The following is a 17,669-nucleotide window of genomic DNA, read 5'->3' as shown; positions in this document are numbered from 1 at the left end:
TATGGATATCGACCGCCTCGTCAAGCGAGGGGACGGAGGTCAGGGTGCCGCCCGCGCCACCTGCCGGATCAGCCGGTCGAAATTCAGCACGACCTGGGGTGGTCGGTGGCGGGGATAGGCCACCGCCAGCCCCACGGTCGGTTCCGGATCGCGAAGCCTGCGATAGACTACGCCGCGCATGCCCAGCTGGCACATCGACACCGGCACCAGCGACACGCCGAGTTCGGCCGAAACCAGCGACAGGATCGAGGCGATCTGCGGCGCCGGCTGGCCGAGCACCGGCTCGAACCCCGCCGCCCTGAAGGCTGCGACCGCCACGTCGTGCAGGCTGGTGCCGATCGCCCGCGGGGTCAGGATCAGCGGATCGGCGGCAAGCTGCGCCAGATCGATCGGCCCCGGCAGCGCCGCCGCGGCATGGGTGGCCGGAAGTGCCGCCACCAGGGGTTCGTCGGCCAGGTTGTGGACCGCCAGTTCGGCCGGGTCCGTCGCGGCCGGACGCAGGATCGCGACCTGCAGGCGCCCCTCCAGCAGCCCTTCGACCAGGGCCACCGAATTGGCCTCGGTCAGGGTCAGCACCACCTCGGGACAGGCCCGCCGGAAGGCGCGAATGGCTTCGGGAATCAGCGGGTTGAGGGCGGCCGTGCCGGTGAAGCCCAGGCTGAGCCGGCCGGTTTCGCCCCGGGCTGCGCGCTGCGCCAGTTTCACCGCCCCCGCCGCCTGGCCCGGGATCGCCGCCACCGCCGCCAGAAAGGCGGCCCCCGCTTCCGTCAGCTCGGCGCCATGGGGAACGCGGTGGAACAGCGCCGTGCCGATCTCCGCCTCCAGATCCCGGATCTGCAGGCTCAGCGGCGGCTGGCCGATGCCCAGCCGGGCGGCCGCCCGGGTGAAGTTGCGTTCCTCGGCCACCGCCAGGAAGTACCGGATGTGCCGCAATTCCATCAGCCATACACCAAAGATATGAAGATTGCTGCTTCCATATATTGGACGCATGGAAAGGGCCAGCGCTATATCCGAAAGACCAGACCCGGCCCCGAAAGCGCCTGCTCCATGACCCTTCAATCGACCATGGCTCCCGCCCGCCACCGGCACCACCCGGCTCCGACCGCCGTCAGAATCGACGGCCCGGTCTGGATCACCCGCGGCACCACGACCTGGCGGCGGACCGGCATCGCGCTGTTCCTGGCGGGCTTCGCCAGTTTTTCCCTGATCTATTGCGTGCAGCCGCTGCTGCCGGCCTTCGCCACCAGTTTCGGCCTGGGGGCGGCCTCGGCCTCGCTCGCGCTGTCGGTCACCACCAGCCTGCTCGCGCTCTCCATCCTGCTGGCCGGCGCCTTCTCTCAGGCGCTGGGCAGGCGCGGGCTGATGTTCGGCTCGATGGCGGCGGCGGCGGCACTCAACCTCGCCGCCGCCCTCAGCCCCGACTGGCACGGGCTGCTGATCGCCCGGGCGCTCGAAGGCCTGGCGCTGGGCGGCGTGCCGGCCGTGGCCATGGCCTATCTGGCCGAAGAAATCGAGCCGCGCCATCTGGGCAAGGCCATGGGGCTTTATGTTGCCGGGACCGGTTTCGGCGCGATGATGGGCCGGGTCGGCATGGGGCTGCTGACGGAATTCACCTCGTGGCGCATGGCGATGGCGGTGATGGGCGGCCTCGGCCTGGTGGCCGCGATCGGCTTCCTGATCCTGCTGCCGCGCTCGCGCAATTTCGTGCCGGCACGGGGCGTCTCACCCGGCTTCCATCTGCGGGCCTGGGCCGGGCATCTGCGCAATCCGGGGCTGCTCCGGCTCTATGCCACCGGCTTCGCGCTGACCAGCATCTTCGTGACCCTGTTCAACTACACCACCTTCCGGCTGACCGCGGCCCCCTTCGATCTCAGCCAGACCCGGGTCGCGATGATCTTCCTCGCCTTCGGCTTCGGCATCGTCTCGTCCTCGATCGCAGGTGGCCTCGGCGACCGCTTCGGCCGCCGGCCGCTGCTGATCGCGGGTTTCCTGCTGACCCTGGCCGGGGTGGCGGTCACCCTGGTGCCGGCCCTGCCCGCGATCATCGCCGGCATCGTGCTGGTCACCACCGGCTTCTTCGTCTGCCATTCGGTGGTCAGCGGCTCGGTCGGCCCCCTTGCCGGTGCCACCAAGGGCCATGCCGCGTCGCTCTATCTGCTGTTCTACTATCTGGGCTCCAGCATCACCGGTTCGGTCGGCGGCTGGTTCTGGCAGCACGGCGGCTGGACGGCGATCGCGGCCCTCACCGGCAGCTTCGCCCTGCTCGGCCTCATCCTTTCGGCCACGGCACCGCGCCGGGCCGGCGCCACCTGATCAGACGCCGTCCCGCCAGTCGACATGCAGCGGCGCCTCGCGGAAGGCGAAACGGTCCAGATGCCGCACCACCGCGCCCTTCAGCGCCTCCAGCTGCCCGTCGGAGCTGGCCTCGATCCGGCAGGTCAGGGTGTCGTCGCCGGCATCCAGCAGCAGCCGGCCATCGCCCGGCCATGCGGCACCGCGGGCATCGTGGGGGAAGATCACCGAGCCCTGCTCGCGGCTGAACTCAACCGTCAGGTTGTGGCTCCAATGCTTGCACAGCTGCTGCAGATAGCGGCTGCCATGCGCCGTCGGCACCACGGCGGTGCTGGTAACGGTGGTCGTGGTCGTCGTCATGGATTGCTTCTCCATCAGGGTGTCGTTCGGAAGATCGGGAACGGATCGGAGCGGCGGCTCAAGACCATGGCGCCGCCTGAGGACCGCAAGCCTCGAATTCTTCGTCATGACCGCTCGATCTTCTGCGTCGCCTCGTCCAGGATCCGGGCGATCTCCAGCGCCAGCTTGCGATCGGCATCAGGTGCCGTCAGCCGGCCGCGCAGGGCCATCTTCAGATTGCCGATCGCGCGTTCGACCGGGGTGGTGTCCACCCGCTCGCGCATCTCGGCCATCGCCGCCAGCCGGGCCATCAGCTCGGTCACCATCGCCGCATTGGCGGCGAGTTCCGCCTCGCCATCGGCGGTGATCGCGAAGACCTTGCGGCCGCCCTCGGCCTCGGTGCCCGCCACCTGGTTCATGTCTTCCAGCATCGACAGCGCCGGATAGACCACGCCCGGGCTCGGCACATACGCCCCGCCCGTCAGCTCTTCCACCGCGCGGATCAGGTCGTAGCCATGGCGCGGCTGCATCGAGATCAGCTTCAGCAGCACCAGCCGCAGCTGGCCCGCATCGAAGAAGCGCCGGCGGCCGCCCCGCTCCGACATCCAGTCCTCGCCAGAGCGGCCGCGGCCGAAACCGCGGCCGAAGCCGCGGCCCCAGCCATGGCCGCCCCCGGACTCGCGACCAAAATTCCCATCAAGGCCGTCGCTCTCATGCCCGTGACGGCCTTCGCCGTAAAACCCGCGGCCGCGACGGTCGCACTGCCTGTGTCCGAAACGCATCTGCGTCACTCCTCTCTTCCAGACAGGTCTAAGATATATCTTAGACTATCCCAGAACAAGCCCTGACGTTCTCGAACACCAGAAACCCGAAGAACAATCAACTTGTGAGATGGATTTCGCGCCCATGCTTTCTTATGGTTGCATTTTGGGTCGATGTCTCGCCCGCCGCAACCATCCAGGGGTCCGCATCCCATGTCCGACACCAGCCTCCGCAGCTTCAGCCCGCTCCGCCCCGAGACCCGTCCGATCGGCTGGCGCGGCGCCGCCGTGCTGATCGGCGCCGCCCTGCTCGCCGCCTCGTCTTTCGCCGAAGTGCCGATGGTGCCGGTGCCGATGACCATGCAGACCTTCGCGGTCTTCGTGATCGGCGCGCTCTATGGCTGGCGGCTGGGCGGGCTCACAATTCTGGTCTGGCTGGCGGCCGGTGCCGCCGGTCTGCCGGTGCTGGCCGACGGCACCGCGGGCATCGACCGCTTCACCGGCGCGACCGGCGGCTATCTGATCGCCTTCCCGATCGCGGGGGCCCTGACCGGCCTGCTTGCCGAACGCGGCTGGAACGGCGAACGACCGGTGCGTGCGCTGGCGGCCATGATCCTTGCCCATGCGATCTGTCTGGCGCTGGGAGCTGCCTGGCTGTCGACGAAGATCGGTCTCGACCGTGCCATCGAACACGGCGTCCTGCCCTTCATCGCCGGCGGGCTGGTGAAATCGGCGCTCGCGGTGGCGGTGCTGATGCTCCTGGCCCGCCGGTCGTCTGGCGATCGGTCAGCTGACCGACGCTGAAGGCGCGTCAGGCCCCCGACATCCGGCGCAGCAGCCGTTCCAGCGGTCCGCGGCCAGCGACCACCGCCCAGGCGGCCAGTGCCAGAATGGCCGCCCCGGCCAGCGGCAAGGCCACGACCAGCAGCCGCGCCTGACCCACGCTGCCATGGCCGACCAGATAGAAGGTGACACCCCCCAGCACGCCCTGCAGCACATAGATCGACAGCGAGTTGCGGCCGGCCGCGACCAGGATCTCGGGCAGCGGCCGGCGCCGCGTCAGCCGCAGGATCAGCGCCAGCCAGGCGGCTGCCAGGATCGGCGCCCCCGGCGCCAGCGCCCAGACCCCCGCCAGCGTCGTCAGCGCCCATTCCGCCGGCAGCACCCCGCCGGTCGCTGCGGCATGGAACAGGTTGAGCGGCAGGCCGATCACCAGCAGCCAGGGCAGCGCCCGGTCCAGCCGGCGCTGCCACGGATGGTCGGGGGCGAAGAAACCGCTCTTGCCCGCCGCCAGCCCCAGGCAGAACGCCCCGAAGGCGAGCGGGCCCTGAAAGACCAGCAGAAAACCCAGCGTCGACAGCCACTCGTCGATCCGCCGCGACAGCGCGTCGCCGGCCGGAGGCTGACTGAACGCCGCTTCCGGCAGCGACACCCAGAGCACGGTCAGACAGAGCGCCGCCAGCGGCAGCATCGCCAGCGCAAGCCTGGCCAGCGCCGGCGGAGACAAATGCCGCACCGCCACCAGCCCGCAGCCGAGCAGGGCATAGATCACCAGGATATCGCCCGGAAAGACCAGGATGCCGTGCAGGCAGCCGATCACCGCCAGCGCGACCATGCGGCGCAGATGCCGGCGAGCGGGGCTGGCGCCGGCGCGCCGTGCCGCCAGATCCTGAAGATGGAAGCTCCAGCCGAACACGAAGGAGAACAGCAGGAAGAACTTGGCCTGGAACAGTGTCTCCACCATCAGCATGGCCAGGCGGTCGAGGCCGGCATCGGGCAGCACCAGCCCGGCCGCACCCGGCAGGGCGATGAAGGGCAGATTGACCACGCAGATCCCCACCAGCCCGACCAGGCGGATGGTGTCCACGGCTGTATCGCGCGCTGATGTGTTGCGAGCCGGTGTGGTGCGGAGTGGGCCCGGCATGATATCCTCCCGCCATTGAGCATGCGCTCAATTTATTGAGCAACCGCTCAACGAGTCAAGGAGGGACATGTGGCACGGCATGACGATGCGCCCCGCGGCCGGCGGGATCTCATCCTTGCCGCGGCGGCCGAGGTGCTGCTGACGGCGGGGCTGAAGGCGGCGACCACCCGGATGGTGACCGACCGCGCCGGCGTCGGCACGGGGCTGCTGAACCATTATTTCCGCTGGCCGGAACTGCGGGCGCTGGCCTGGTCGGCGATCTTCGACGCCGTGGCCGGGGACATCAACGACGGCAACCGGCCGCCGGCAGTGGCGATGGAGCGCTATCTCGCCACCGCCTTCGCGCCCGATGCCTGGATCTACTGGCGGCTCTGGATCGAGGCGACGGATCTTGCCGGCACCGACACAGCGCTCGCCGAAGCGCTTTCGACCGCGCGGCAGCGCATGCAGGACAGTCTGGCCGCCATCCTGCGCGACGGTCACGCCGCAGGCTGCTGGCGGGCGGATGACCCCGACGCCACGGCGCTCAGGCTGGGTGCGCTTTATGATGGCCTGGCCGGGCTGCTGCTCTCGGGCGCCCAGGGGCTCGATACGGCGGCCGCCGAAGCGCATCTGCGCACCGCCTTCCGCCTGGAATGCGGCGGGGGCGGCTGAGCCAGGGGGCCAGATGGCGACAGGGTCGGCCTCACCAGGGCGGCGTGGAGCCAGGCAGCCAGCGGTCGCGCAGCCAGCGCCGGGCGGCGGCGACGAGCTTGTCGGTATGGCCGGGATACTCGGGGCCGATCAGCGGCAGCCCCATCCCGGCAATGGCGGCGGCGATGCCGTCATCGTCCAGCGCATGGCCGGCCGCCACGGCATGGCGGGCGATCTCCAGCTCCTGGCCCCAGAAATAGATCGCGCCGGCCTGCACATTCGCCTGCATCTGTCGCACCTCGTCCACCCGGCCGTCATTCAGCATCGGCAGCCAGATATCGGGCATCAGCAGGTCGACCGGCCGGTCGGGCACATAGGCATAGGCGTCGCCCTGCACGATCTTCAGCTTGGTCCGCGCCGCCTCGGGCAGCTGTGCCGCCAGATCCAGCTCTTCATGCAGTCCGATCACATCCGGGTCGAACTCGACCACCGTCACCGCGGTCACCGCATCCTGAAGCGCGCTCGCCAGTGCCGACCAGCCCATGCCCATGCCATAGATCAGCACATGGCCGCGTGCCAGATGCACGCCGATCTCCTGGCTTTCGATCTCGAGCGGGGTGGTCGACATCCAGCTCTGCCGGTCGCGCAGCAGCACGGCCATGTTCTCGACCAGGGCCGACATCGTCCAATAGCCCGGGGCCATGTTCATCGGCACCACCCGCAGCTCCCAGCGCCCGCGGCTGATCGGCCGGTAGCGGGGGATGAACAGATCGCTCTGATAGACGGTCGGCATCATCTCGGACATGGCCTCTCGGGGCTGTGGGACCATCCGACTGTACAGGTGACGCGGCATGCACCGCAACCACCGGTACCGGTCCGGATCATCAGCGCTTGCGCACGAACTCGGTCCGCAGCACCAGCCCCTTGATGGACTCGTGCCGGCAGTCGATTTCCTCGTCATTCGCCGTCAGACGGATCGACCGGATCACCGTGCCCTGTTTCAGCGTCTGGCTGGTGCCCTTCACCTTCAGATCCCGGATCAGCGTCACCTGGTCGCCATCCGCCAGCACATTGCCGGCCGCATCCTTCACCACCCGCTCCCCCGCGGGGGCCTGGCCCTCGGGTTGCGAGGCAGCCAACTCCGAGGCCGGCAGCCATTCGCCGGTGGCCTCGTCATACACGTAGTCGTCACCCTGGTCGGACATGTCCGGTCTCCTTCAGGTGCTGCATCAGCGCCGCACCCTCCGCTTCCCCGGCGCCGAAGGCAAGCGCGAACCTGCCCGATCACCGATCGACCAGCCGCCGCAAGACCGCATGAAGGCCGTCATCGCGCAGCCGGGGCAGCAGATCCGCCAGCCGGCGCAGAATATCCGCCGCCGGCACAGCCCCCGCTGCCTGAAGATCGCCTGGTTCCGGCGGCGTGCCGCCCAGCCGCCGGATTTCCCCGGTCAGCACCGCCCGCACCGCCTCATCCCGCCCCACCACATCCTCCCGGCGCAGAAGATCGGTCAGCAGGACCAGGATCTCGTCACGCCCGACATAGCCCATATAGAGATCATCGGCCTCGTCGGCGTAACAGACCGGAGAGGATGGTTCGCGCGTCATGGCCGGGCCCTCCGTTTGGGTCAAAAGCCAACCAATCTGTTCAATCTGTCGATCCGCCGAGCCGGACGCTCATCGTGTGAACAACGGCATATGCTCTCAGAGATCATCCAGATGCCGTAGTCGCGTGCGATGGGGCGAGTATCTGGCCGATTAAAGAACGAAGTTCCCCTCGCGACTGACCCGACAATCCAAGAACCACAGCTTGTAATACAAATGCTTGGCGCCCGATACAGTTATCGCCCACCAGCGCCCCCCAACAAAATTCCAGTCCTCAAGCACCCGATCGCAAATTATTCCCCCGCATAATAGCGACACATGCCTCGGCAAATAGCTTCGGATCATCTTCCGTTGTCAGATTTTCATGCTCAGCAATTCCCTCCGCTCCGACGGAACTCGCCACGGTTGGAATTCCCGAGTGTATAAACTCAAGCACCTTGATCTTGATCCCTGCGCCGCTAAGAAGGGGGGCGATGCCGACGGCACAGCGACGGAAATATTCGTCAGGAGATTCCACAAACCCGGTCCAGGTGACATGAGGCCCGGTCAGAGCCATAGCGGATTTGGGAGGATTTGCACCGGCTGCAACAAGATACGCATTAGGGACCTTCTCACGAATAGCCGGCAAAATCCGCTTTTCGAAATATAGGACAGCATCGACGTTCTCCTTCCGCCCCATATTGCCCCAAAACAAGATCATATTCGGGTCAATCCCGGCGGGCTGCCGGCCTTCAACGATCAGAAATCCGGAGGGCGGCACCACTTCCGCATCATCCCGTCCAGAAAGCTGCCGGACCAGAGCTGCATCCTTTGCGGTAAGCGCCTGCAATTTACCAACACGCCGAAGGGCATGAGGCTCCCACGCCAAGCAACGGCTGAGTTCCAGCTTTCCGATCAAGCCGGATGCAGAGATCCCTTGCGCAGCCTGCCGACGATAAAGCTGCGACATGACATCATGCAGGCGCAAAGTTACTTTCGGCCACAATTTCTGATCGATCGCACCGAGTCCCTGAGTGAAATCGACAAAGATTTCATCATAAGCATGGTGCGACAAAAGGTCTGTCACTTTCCGCCTGGCCAGGTAGTGGCGCACTGCGACTCCGGATGGAGAGAAGGGATGCAGTACCATTGCGACCAGGCGCGCCTTCATGTCGACGTCAAATAAAACGGTATTCACGCCGGCAGGTACGGGGAACGGATCATCATAGCCCTTTGTCATTCCGTTACAGAAGGAAACCAGATCCACAACCTCAAATCTGGATGCAAAGTCCTTCAAGGCCGCACCACTCAGACGATTCCCTGCAGCAGGAATCTCTTCCGAGGGGAGATAGGCGCTGATGAACAGAGCTCGCCCCGCTTTCATAGCGATATTTCCTCGTTCTGCCTTGCAGTATTGACGGGCGTAATCACCGTCAAAGCCAACTCAATATGCTCGAGACGTCGCGGCGGGGTGAGGCCGCAATCCGGACAGTGTCCTTCGGATATCCGGCTCCCAGCATGGTGATGATCGCATATTCATCCCCGATGCCCATCGCGGCACGGGCGAGTTTGTCGTGGCGTGCCTCTACGCTCCAATTGAGCATACAGGCCCCCAAACCGAGCGCATGCAAGCTCATGGCCAATGACATCGCGAAGATGCCTCCATCAATCCAAGCCTGATTGCGCTCCCCCATCGTCGTAAAAGCACGCATATCCGCCGTAATCACGAAGACAGCACCAAGCGTGTCACCGAAGCCTCGATTGCCGTTCTGGAAGGAGAGCACTTCGGCCATTCGTGCCGGATCGTGGGTCACGAATACTCGCGCAGACTGACGATTGCAGACAGAAGGTGCGCGTTGGGCAAGATAGACAGCCTCCTCGATTACATCCTTGGCAATCGCCTGGCCAGTGAACTGGCGAACGCTTCTCCGGCTCAGAACAAAACGACGCGCTGCTTCTCCATCAAAAGGAAAGAGATCCTCTTTTGAGAGCAGCACTGTGCCACCCGCGGCACCATTCATTTCAGAGCGATTGAGAAATGCGTCAAGCTTCGGCAGCTGTAGCCCCTGCTCCGCATTAAACTGCTGATACTCCGCCAGCGCCGCGCGCGCAGTGCAAGTCACATCCGCAGGTCCGTATTTATTCTCGTACTCTGGAATGAATGCGAGGAGACGCTCCACAACATCCTGGCCAAATCCCGGACGAGGAACCGGCAGAGCCAAACCTTTCTCTATTCTATGATAGTCCATCGTGATATGCGCAGACAGTCGCTCCAGATCGTCCGCCTCCCGCGCAGCGGTCGATGAGGCCACGAAGCGTCGCAGGTCATAGACATAATTAGGCAGGATCAAGATACGGTTTGCAATCCGGCGAAGCTTCAGTTTCGTCGGGGCGGACAACCGTGATGCCAAAGCCCGTTTCAGCACGATACCCCTCATCTCCAGACATAATCGGCGGCAGTGGGCGCCGTGCCGATCACTATCAAATACCACAAGTGGCAGAGAATGGCCCACCTCATGGCGGTCGCGATCATCGTATTTAGGCAATGAGGGCTCCATCCGGGTCATCCGGTCGTGCGGGCGCACGCCGGAGCGACCGAAAGAAGAGCAGTACGGCAGGCGGTGCGAAAGATGCAGACAGATCCGTGAAATGCCCTTGAACTAACCCGGCGACATAACGCGTGAGCCATGCAATCGCAACGGGATCACCTTCTGTCGACACCTCAAGACTGCAACAGCAGATCGGTCTGATACCAATGAGCGCTGCCCCCGACTCACGATAGGGGATTCCCAAGACCAGCAGATTATGAGTCACTCCGGCAAACAGCCGGAGCGATCCCCATGGCAGCACCGATCCCCCTTCGCCCCGATTATGACGGCGCCGGCCTTCGTGCCCTGGCCCGACGGTCGAAAGATGCCGATCAGACACGCCGCCTGCTGGCGCTTGCCTTGATCTACGATGGCGGCAGCAGACGTTCGGCGGCCCAGCTGGGCGGCGTGGGCCTGCAGATCATTCGGGATTGGGTTCTGCGTTTCAACGCCCACGGGCCGGACGGGCTGATCGATCGCAAGGCGCCTGGTGCGGTGCCGAAGCTGAACGCTGCCCAGCGTCAGGCACTGGCGGAAAAAGTGGTGCGCGGGCCAACCCCGGCGGTTGACGGTGTGGTGCGTTGGCGGCTCAAGGATCTGGCGCACTGGATCTTCGAGGAATTCGGCATCTCGATCGACGAGACGACAGTGGGACGAGAGCTGAAGGCGATGGGGTTCCGCAAGCTGTCAGCCCGGCCCCGTCACCATGCCCAGGATGTCGAAGCGCTTGAAGACTTTAAAAAAAATTCCAGACCAGACTGGCAGAAATCGAAGCCGCCTTACCGCCGGGAACCGGGATAGAGCTGTGGTGGCAGGATGAAGCCCGGATCGGCCAGAAGAACAAGATGGCAAGAAGGGGCACGCGACGCTGGGCCAGGCGAGGAACACGTCCTGTAGCGCCCCAGGATCAACGCACCAGGTCGGCCTGCATCTTTGGGGCCGTGTGCCCTGAACGCGGTGCCGGCGCCGCCCTGATCCTGCCCCGCTGCGATACCCGTGGCATGCAATGGCATCTCGATGAGATCGCCACCCAGGTCGCGCCCGGAGCGCACGCCATGCTGATGATGGATCGGGCCGGATGGCATATGACCGACAAGCTGGTCGTACCGGCGAACATCACCATCATGGTCCTGCCGCCCAGATCCCCGGAACTCAACCCGGTCGAGAATGTCTGGCAGTTCATGCGTGACAACTGGCTGTCAAACCGCGTCTTCGAATCCTACGACCAGATCATCGCCATGTGCTGCCATGCCTGGAACAAGCTCATCAGCCAGCCATGGAAGATCATGTCCATTGGGTTGAGGCGCTGGGCTCATGGGTTCTGATTATTGCAGATTGGTATTAGCCGGCCCGTTGAGCCTGATACCAGCGCTATTGCCGACCTGCCCAGGCCATTCCTCGCATTCTGCCTTGGAATGGCCTATATCCCTTAAATATTCCGACCATTGCTTTATCACATCCAGATCACAGCCTTGCATATATTAAGGGAATTCTCGACGCAAGAATCTGAGGGCCCGTCCGGAATGTTATTGAATCCGGTGAATCTGTTGTGATTCGATGCCGCCCCAAAGGAAATGGGAGCGGACAGAATGTGGACGAGGGAAAGCCGCCGGATTTATGAGCGGCCGGGGTTGAGATATCCGAGCAACCTGACGGATGAAGAATGAGCGCTGGTCGAACCGCTGATCCCGCCCGCGAAGCGCGGCGGTCGACAGCGCACGGTCGATGTCCGCGAGGTTCTGAACGGCGTATTCTATGTGCTGATGACCGGCTGCCAATGGCGGGCCCTGCCCAAGGATCTGCCGCCGCGGAGCACGGTGCATGAATATCTGGGCCTGTGGGAATGGGATGGCACGCTGGCGCGGATCCACCATGCCCTGTTCGTGGATGTCCGCGAGTTGGCCGGGAAAGAGGCCGGACCGAGCGTGGCAATCATCGACAGCCAGAGCGTCAAAAGCGCGGAAAAAGGGGGGCGCGGATCGATCCGTCGGGCTACGACGCGGGCAAAAAGGTCAAAGGCAAGAAGCGGCACATCGTCGTCGACACGCTCGGCATGATGCTGGAAGCGCAGATCCAGCCTGCCGACATCCAGGATCGGGACGGTGCGTTGCCGGTGCTGAAAGAGGTCCGCCGCCTGTTTCCGTTCATCGAGCGCATCTTCGCCGATGGTGGCTATCAGGGCGCCGCCACGGCTGCCGCCGTGCGTGAACTCGGCGTCTGGCACCTGGAAATCGTCAAGCGTTCCGATACCGCAAAGGGCTTCCAGGTCCTGCCCAAACGCTGGATCGTCGAACGGACCTTCGGATGGCTCGGCCGCTGCCGCAGGCTGGCCAAGGACTTCGAGAACCTCTCACGGATGGCTCTGGCATTTCTCCGCCTCGCCATGATCCGGATCATGATGCGGAGAATCGCAAGGAGCCGGAAATCATAGATAACTTCTCGGACGGACTCTCAGACTCCTCCGACGGCGCCTGTATGGGAGCGGACGGGGCCATACGGCGCCGCTTCCTCATCGGCGCGCCTTTCGGAACGACAACGCCACCCCAATCGTACCGGTTATGAAATATACTGGCAATGACACATAGCCACATAACGAAGTAGAAGGGTTCGTTGATCGTGTTATAGAACATAGAGCTACCGATCAACCCCAACGCAAAGGCGCTGGCTGCAAATACTCCCCGAATTATGCCTTGCGCAACTATCCATAGGATACCGCACATAACGACCAGAAACACTGCAATATTGGCCTCGATCCACAAGGTGCCCCATACCGAGTGGGCGGGAAGATAACCGCGTGCCGCCGTTCGATAGACACTCATGTGGCTCGTCAATTCCAATGCGAGTCCGTTCTCAAGAATCTCATGCTGGTAATTGCCAAGCCCAACACCAAATATAAAATTGCTGAGGCTCAAAAACTTGGAACGGATTGCGAGCTCGATAAGCAGAACATGAGCTTTGAATGAATTATCCTGCTGCTGTTCCAGAACCATAATGACACGCCGGAACGTCGGATTGTTGACGATGGCATCACCAGCTGCGATGAAAACAATTAGCCCGATGATCAAGAAGATCAACGTGAACACATAGAAGAGGGAGACCTTCTTGTGTTGATCGTATCTTTTTCCCAGGAAGAACAGGCACTCGACGGCGTAATACACCTGAAACACAAAAGCAGGAACGAAAAACACAATGAGCCGCGACATCGTCGTGCTGGACATCATCAGAGCGACAACCGAATTAAATACGATCCACAGCGGCACGACCCGGCTGAACCAGATTGAGGGGTAGACGCCCTGAAGTTTACGCTCGCGAGCAATGTCCCTTAGAACCATGGCCCCCAAAAAAAGGAAGAAGCCAATGAAAACCGTGTAATGCGATTTATCATCAAAAAACAGAGAATAACCCCAGGTACCCCGATACAATCCCCCAGATCGCGAAACCAAGAACAGGAAGTCAAACACCGAAAAATATATGGCAAATGCAATAGATATATATGTATAACGAAATATACTAGTTATCGATAGCATGCGATTTCTGATCATATAAAAAACCAGAATGATAAAAAGTGCAGCGCTCGCATAATAAATATTAAATGCAAGATTATACATTGTGCTAGCTTGCGCGAGCGAGATCATTAGGGATACGAGCACGAAGAGCGAAAACTTGGGATACGGAACCGACTTCAAGTTAATGAGTACAAGAACTGAATAAACGGGTGCGGCGACGACAAAGAGCGCCACCGCAGCCGGAGCATCAACAGGCAGCGCCCCTGCGAAGCCGTTCATCAGGACGAGAAAAACGAAGACCGCGCACGTCATCTTGGACGCAAAGGGACGGTACTCGTTCCGCGTCAGGCCATCTCCAGACATCATGGGAGCTGCTCGTGCAGTACTCACTGAGATTCTTCCCGCCTCGCATAGTTAATGATCTGGATAAGGATATAGACCATGAAACTAAGGACAATGCCTGCAAAAATAGCAAGCCCAGCCTGAATCATGGGACTCATGTTAGCTGGCTTTTGGCCTGTGTAAGCAGCATCCAGAATCTTGATTCCGAAGGTCGCGTCTGCGTTTGCCAGAGCAATTCGAGTTGAAATGGTAGAGATCTGGTTCGACAACGCCTGCCCGACGGATACAATTGTCGCACGCGAGAGCTCCGAATAGAGTTCCTCCCTCTGCTTAAGAAGCCCGGCCAGAGCGTTGGATCGGCTGAACTCAATAAAATACTGAGTAAGCAAGTCCAGAAAGCGATGGGACATCTCTGGCGTCGACGCGACAAATTCCAGCTGAAGGATGCCGCTGTCATGCAGTACTGTCACAGTCACCGACTTATTGATAAACGCAACGACATCCTCGGGGCGCAGATCCTCCGGAGAAACCTGACGCGAGGACAAAAACTGGTTGCTACGCCAATACGCCACTTCCTGTCGAACCGACGGCTCCTTCAGGAGTGCGATGGCCGCGCTCTTACCTTGCGTGATCTGGATGAATTCGGTGATGCGCTTGCTGGCATCCGTGTTGCCAAACAGGAGGCCGCCAGCACCACTGGACTGGCTTCTATCAATCGATGCCTGATCAACATATATGATCTCACTCGTTCGATAGATATCATAATCAAACGACAGCTGCTTGATGATCACCCAAGCCAAGCCGGTAAACAAAATAAAGGTCAGAAGCAGGAGACTAAACTTCTTCACCGGGCAAAACTCCAGTCGCTTCGCAGCGTCATCCCGCTACACGCCCAAACTCATCCGCTATGCGGACGATATCATCTTCCCCTAGATAAGATCCGGACTGGACCTCAATCAAATGGAGTGGAATTCGGCCGGGATTGGCGAGGCGATGTACGGCCCCCTGCGGGATGAACGTCGATTGGTTTTCATTCAGCAGGAACGTCCGATCATCACAGGTAACTTCCGCAGTTCCACTGACGACAATCCAATGTTCAGCCCGATGGTGATGCATCTGCAACGACAACTTCTTCCCCGGCTCCACCACAATCCGTTTCACCTGGAAACGCTCGCCAAGATCGATGCCGGTATAATTACCCCACGGGCGATAGACCGTGTCGCTCGTCTCCGCTTCTGAACGGTGCTCCAGAATGAGGGACTCGACAACCTTCTTGACGTCCTGGGCATGTGAAAGCGACGACACCAGGACGGCGTCCCGCGTTGCAACCACGATCAGGTCTTCAACACCAACCGCTGCCACCATGGGCCCCTCGCTCCGAAGATAACTGCCGGTGACGCCATTCGTTATGACATCGCCGACAATAACGGAACGCGTATCATCTTGCGGACTGATCTCCCACAGAGCATCCCAGGTTCCAACGTCAGACCAACCGATATCGACCGGCATCACAAGACCGCGCCGGGTCTGCTCCATGACAGCAACATCAATGGAAACATCCGGCGCTTCTTCAAACTCCGCCCGAGACAACCGAACGAAATCCAGATCCGCAGAGCGTGCTCCGTAGGCCTGGAGGGCTGCTCGAAATACGTCTGGAGCTAATGCGTCGAGTTCCTGCAATATGCCCGCAACCGGAAACATAAACATGCCGCTATTCCAGTAGAAGCCGCCTGCATCGAGATATTCCGTCGCTGTCTGCAGGGTCGGCTTCTCATGAAATCTGCGGATCGCAAACAGGCCGTCGCCTGCGACATCTCCAGCTTCGATGTAACCATACCCGGTGTGCGGACCGGTGGGCCGAATTCCAAACGTCACAAAGGCACCATCGGCCGCCGACGCGGCAGCCGCCGCAACGGCAGCCCGGAACTCATCCGCCTTTCCGATCACGTGATCCGACGGGAGAACAAGCATGAGCGCGTGTGGATCGACGTCCTGAACCGCCCTCGCAGCCACTGCAATGGCAGGTGCCGTATTTCTCCCCACCGGCTCGAGAACAATAGCGGCAGGTTGTATACCTGTCGCCCGGGTCTGTTCCGCCACAAGAAAGCGATGTTCCTCATTGCAGATCAGGACAGGAGACGAAAACCCAGCCGACGGAGCGACGCGCTGCAGGGTCTCCTGGAGCATGGTCTGTGAACCAACAAGTGGCAAAAACTGTTTCGGAAGAGACTTCCGAGATAGCGGCCACAACCGGCTTCCGCCGCCACCGCACAGGATCACCGGCACGATCACGCTCATCGAATGTCTTCTCCTGCATCTTCGCCGGAAGCGCATCCGGCTGACGGTACATTGATAAAAACGATACAGAAGCCACCGGACAACAGCTGGCGGCCCCCCAGCAACGGCATGATCTCGCTAGCGCGACTTTGCAACAAGGCGGAGCCGCCTGTCAGTTTCCTGGTCCCTTCAGGACGGAGAGCGCGCCGGGATCTCCCCCCATTCGCGTCCCTCCCTGAGTTCAAACGCTTCACTGGTCCAGTAGAAATCCTGCCCACTCAACCTGGGAATCCAGCTGCGCGGGAGATTCATTGCATGGTACCCCAGTTTGTAGCCCGCCAATTTGGCAGCGTTCTGAAGGACAGCATATAGAATCAGATGGGGTTGTTCTCGCAGCAGCTGCCTCATCAGCGCTTTCACATACCGGCTGCCGCGCGCTTCATCTCCGCCGCTGCTCAGTAGCAGCTCCTTCTGACGGCGCCGCTCATATCCCACGTCGAACATACGTCTGAACTCCTGCTTCAGACTGTAGGTGTGGGAATGATGCACTATGGCTTCAGCCACATAAGCAATACGATGTCCACGCTGCAGCAACTTAGCTGCACCAATGGCGTCCTCCATGGTCAGCGTAGGTCCGATGCCATCAATTGCGTCGAGGGCGGGATTGGACCACGCTGCACAGCTATCCGAGCAGAAGTAGAGAAAGCTGCCCCACCTGGCGCGCTCATCGTAGGAACGGATGTGGCTTTCAGGCGGATAATTGAACTCGCGCGCGAACCTTTCAAAGATTCCCGCGCCTGTATGCGGTATCTGACGAGCATAAGTGACGGCGGCCAGCCCGTCCACGATCGGCGCCACCAGGTGGCCAATCATATCCGGCGATGTCGCATAGGCATCCGGCGTGATCATCACCACAATGTCCGTTCCCAGGACACGTCGTGCATGTTCTCGCGTCATGCCGTGATTAAAAGACCGTCGGGGAACCACAAGGGTTTCGGCCCCCATTTCCTGCGCGAGCTCAACGGTACCATCATTGGAAGATGAGTTAACCACCAGCACCCGCGGCTTCAACGGCGAGGCGAGCAACGGCGGGAGGCAGTGCGGGAGCATCTTTTTCGCGGTATAGGTGATGACCGCCACCCCGATGGTCGGCCTGCGTCCTTCGGCGATCCAGGGGGCTGCCTCCCGGACAACGCTCTCAGAAACGGGGATCATACTTCTGGCTCCCTCTCTGACTGCCTCGAAATGAGGCGGATTGAGACGGTGGGACAGATCGCCCCTCGGAGGAGATGTCAGCCTTCTGGCGAAGGCTGGCCGAACCCTTTCGGTATTGTCACGGCAGGGCCGAAAAGCCCGGCCTCCTCCATATCACACGATCATGTTCCAGCGCCCCTGACGGCCCGGCCGGGTACGGCATGCCTGAGCA

Annotated in this window: 17 protein-coding genes and 1 pseudogene; 5 read left to right on the top strand and 13 right to left on the bottom strand. The window is 61.8% G+C overall.

Going from position 1 to position 17,669, the window contains the following annotated elements:
* Positions 1 to 39: 39 nt before the first annotated feature.
* A complete protein-coding gene (locus TMO_RS03705; protein WP_014744251.1) occupies positions 40 to 939 on the bottom strand; it encodes a LysR family transcriptional regulator in 900 nt (299 codons plus the stop codon).
* A 108-nt stretch (positions 940 to 1,047) separates the two neighbouring features.
* On the opposite strand from TMO_RS03705, the gene TMO_RS03700 reads away from it, so the two are divergent.
* Entirely contained in the window at positions 1,048 to 2,313 is a 1,266-nt protein-coding gene (locus tag TMO_RS03700) for an MFS transporter (RefSeq protein ID WP_014744250.1), read from the top strand.
* Here the strand turns inward: TMO_RS03700 and TMO_RS03695 are convergent, their stop codons facing one another.
* Entirely contained in the window at positions 2,314 to 2,652 is a 339-nt protein-coding gene (locus TMO_RS03695) for a DUF2218 domain-containing protein (RefSeq protein ID WP_041604816.1), read from the bottom strand.
* 104 nt (positions 2,653 to 2,756) lie between these two features.
* On the bottom strand, positions 2,757 to 3,413 hold the full coding sequence (locus TMO_RS03690; RefSeq protein WP_014744248.1) for a PadR family transcriptional regulator: 657 nt from the start codon (positions 3,411 to 3,413) through the stop codon (positions 2,757 to 2,759).
* Between the two features lie 192 nt (positions 3,414 to 3,605).
* On the opposite strand from TMO_RS03690, the gene TMO_RS03685 reads away from it, so the two are divergent.
* The gene (locus TMO_RS03685) at positions 3,606 to 4,196 is read left to right on the top strand and encodes a biotin transporter BioY (RefSeq protein WP_014744247.1); all 591 of its coding nucleotides are present in this window, start codon (positions 3,606 to 3,608) and stop codon (positions 4,194 to 4,196) included.
* A gap of 7 nt (positions 4,197 to 4,203) precedes the next feature.
* Here the strand turns inward: TMO_RS03685 and TMO_RS03680 are convergent, their stop codons facing one another.
* Positions 4,204 to 5,259 carry a DUF418 domain-containing protein gene (locus TMO_RS03680; RefSeq protein ID WP_014744246.1) on the bottom strand — a complete coding sequence of 352 codons (1,056 nt, stop codon included), beginning with the start codon at positions 5,257 to 5,259 and terminating at the stop codon, positions 4,204 to 4,206.
* A 126-nt stretch (positions 5,260 to 5,385) separates the two neighbouring features.
* Here TMO_RS03680 and TMO_RS03675 point away from each other — a divergent pair, with 126 nt between their 5' ends.
* Positions 5,386 to 5,970, top strand: coding sequence for a TetR family transcriptional regulator C-terminal domain-containing protein (locus TMO_RS03675; protein WP_014744245.1), 585 nt, complete (start codon positions 5,386 to 5,388; stop codon positions 5,968 to 5,970).
* Positions 5,971 to 6,001: 31 nt separating this feature from the next.
* Here TMO_RS03675 and TMO_RS03670 read toward each other — a convergent pair whose 3' ends face one another.
* The 5 genes from TMO_RS03670 to TMO_RS31990 all read right to left on the bottom strand — a co-directional run bounded on the left by TMO_RS03670 (position 6,002) and on the right by TMO_RS31990 (position 10,088).
* A complete protein-coding gene (locus TMO_RS03670) occupies positions 6,002 to 6,754 on the bottom strand; it encodes a hypothetical protein (protein WP_014744244.1) in 753 nt (250 codons plus the stop codon).
* Positions 6,755 to 6,833: 79 nt separating this feature from the next.
* On the bottom strand, positions 6,834 to 7,154 hold the full coding sequence (locus TMO_RS03665; RefSeq protein ID WP_014744243.1) for a zinc ribbon domain-containing protein YjdM: 321 nt from the start codon (positions 7,152 to 7,154) through the stop codon (positions 6,834 to 6,836).
* A 79-nt stretch (positions 7,155 to 7,233) separates the two neighbouring features.
* Positions 7,234 to 7,554: a hypothetical protein gene (locus tag TMO_RS29010; protein WP_014744242.1), complete on the bottom strand. Its 321-nt coding sequence runs from the start codon at positions 7,552 to 7,554 to the stop codon at positions 7,234 to 7,236.
* A 271-nt stretch (positions 7,555 to 7,825) separates the two neighbouring features.
* Entirely contained in the window at positions 7,826 to 8,914 is a 1,089-nt protein-coding gene (locus TMO_RS30235) for a glycosyltransferase family 4 protein (protein WP_014744241.1), read from the bottom strand.
* Positions 8,915 to 8,963: 49 nt separating this feature from the next.
* Complete coding sequence (locus TMO_RS31990; RefSeq protein ID WP_228382259.1) at positions 8,964 to 10,088, bottom strand: nitroreductase family protein; 1,125 nt, start codon at positions 10,086 to 10,088, stop codon at positions 8,964 to 8,966.
* Positions 10,089 to 10,370: 282 nt separating this feature from the next.
* On the opposite strand from TMO_RS31990, the gene TMO_RS30230 reads away from it, so the two are divergent.
* Positions 10,371 to 11,443, top strand: a protein-coding gene (locus tag TMO_RS30230; protein ID WP_086015130.1) for an IS630 family transposase whose coding sequence is annotated in 2 segments (ribosomal slippage) — positions 10,371 to 10,863 and positions 10,863 to 11,443 — 1,074 coding nt in all. Because the reading frame shifts where the segments join, the coding sequence is not laid out codon by codon here.
* A 264-nt stretch (positions 11,444 to 11,707) separates the two neighbouring features.
* Positions 11,708 to 12,549: pseudogene (locus TMO_RS03635) on the top strand (IS5 family transposase).
* Here TMO_RS03635 and TMO_RS03630 read toward each other — a convergent pair.
* The 4 genes from TMO_RS03630 to TMO_RS03615 all read right to left on the bottom strand — a co-directional run bounded on the left by TMO_RS03630 (position 12,512) and on the right by TMO_RS03615 (position 17,458).
* A complete protein-coding gene (locus TMO_RS03630; protein WP_041604814.1) occupies positions 12,512 to 13,990 on the bottom strand; it encodes a hypothetical protein in 1,479 nt (492 codons plus the stop codon). The pseudogene TMO_RS03635 and the gene TMO_RS03630 overlap by 38 nt on opposite strands.
* A gap of 20 nt (positions 13,991 to 14,010) precedes the next feature.
* Positions 14,011 to 14,814 carry a hypothetical protein gene (locus tag TMO_RS03625; protein WP_041604813.1) on the bottom strand — a complete coding sequence of 268 codons (804 nt, stop codon included), beginning with the start codon at positions 14,812 to 14,814 and terminating at the stop codon, positions 14,011 to 14,013.
* A gap of 28 nt (positions 14,815 to 14,842) precedes the next feature.
* A complete protein-coding gene (locus tag TMO_RS03620) occupies positions 14,843 to 16,264 on the bottom strand; it encodes a mannose-1-phosphate guanylyltransferase/mannose-6-phosphate isomerase (protein WP_014744234.1) in 1,422 nt (473 codons plus the stop codon).
* A gap of 168 nt (positions 16,265 to 16,432) precedes the next feature.
* Positions 16,433 to 17,458 (bottom strand): glycosyltransferase family 2 protein, encoded by a 1,026-nt coding sequence (locus tag TMO_RS03615; protein ID WP_014744233.1) that lies wholly within the window; start codon positions 17,456 to 17,458, stop codon positions 16,433 to 16,435.
* Positions 17,459 to 17,669: the final 211 nt, after the last annotated feature.

The organism is Tistrella mobilis KA081020-065 (assembly GCF_000264455.2).
Classification (GTDB): Bacteria; Pseudomonadota; Alphaproteobacteria; order Tistrellales; family Tistrellaceae; genus Tistrella; species Tistrella mobilis.
Note: the sequence above shows the minus strand (reverse complement) of the source record. Positions and strands in the feature narration are given on the sequence as shown.

Bases quoted from the DNA above. Each gene is read 5' to 3' on its own strand.
- TMO_RS03705 (WP_014744251.1), bottom strand. From the start codon at position 939: ATGGAATTGCGGCACATCCGGTACTTCCTGGCGGTGGCCGAGGAACGC.
- TMO_RS03700 (WP_014744250.1), top strand. From the start codon at position 1,048: ATGACCCTTCAATCGACCATGGCTCCCGCCCGCCACCGGCACCACCCG.
- TMO_RS03695 (WP_041604816.1), bottom strand. From the start codon at position 2,652: ATGACGACGACCACGACCACCGTTACCAGCACCGCCGTGGTGCCGACG.
- TMO_RS03690 (WP_014744248.1), bottom strand. From the start codon at position 3,413: ATGCGTTTCGGACACAGGCAGTGCGACCGTCGCGGCCGCGGGTTTTAC.
- TMO_RS03685 (WP_014744247.1), top strand. From the start codon at position 3,606: ATGTCCGACACCAGCCTCCGCAGCTTCAGCCCGCTCCGCCCCGAGACC.
- TMO_RS03670 (WP_014744244.1), bottom strand. From the start codon at position 6,754: ATGTCCGAGATGATGCCGACCGTCTATCAGAGCGATCTGTTCATCCCC.
- TMO_RS03665 (WP_014744243.1), bottom strand. From the start codon at position 7,154: ATGTCCGACCAGGGTGACGACTACGTGTATGACGAGGCCACCGGCGAA.
- TMO_RS29010 (WP_014744242.1), bottom strand. From the start codon at position 7,554: ATGACGCGCGAACCATCCTCTCCGGTCTGTTACGCCGACGAGGCCGAT.
- TMO_RS30235 (WP_014744241.1), bottom strand. From the start codon at position 8,914: ATGAAAGCGGGGCGAGCTCTGTTCATCAGCGCCTATCTCCCCTCGGAA.
- TMO_RS31990 (WP_228382259.1), bottom strand. From the start codon at position 10,088: ATGGAGCCCTCATTGCCTAAATACGATGATCGCGACCGCCATGAGGTG.
- TMO_RS03630 (WP_041604814.1), bottom strand. From the start codon at position 13,990: ATGATGTCTGGAGATGGCCTGACGCGGAACGAGTACCGTCCCTTTGCG.
- TMO_RS03620 (WP_014744234.1), bottom strand. From the start codon at position 16,264: ATGAGCGTGATCGTGCCGGTGATCCTGTGCGGTGGCGGCGGAAGCCGG.
- TMO_RS03615 (WP_014744233.1), bottom strand. From the start codon at position 17,458: ATGATCCCCGTTTCTGAGAGCGTTGTCCGGGAGGCAGCCCCCTGGATC.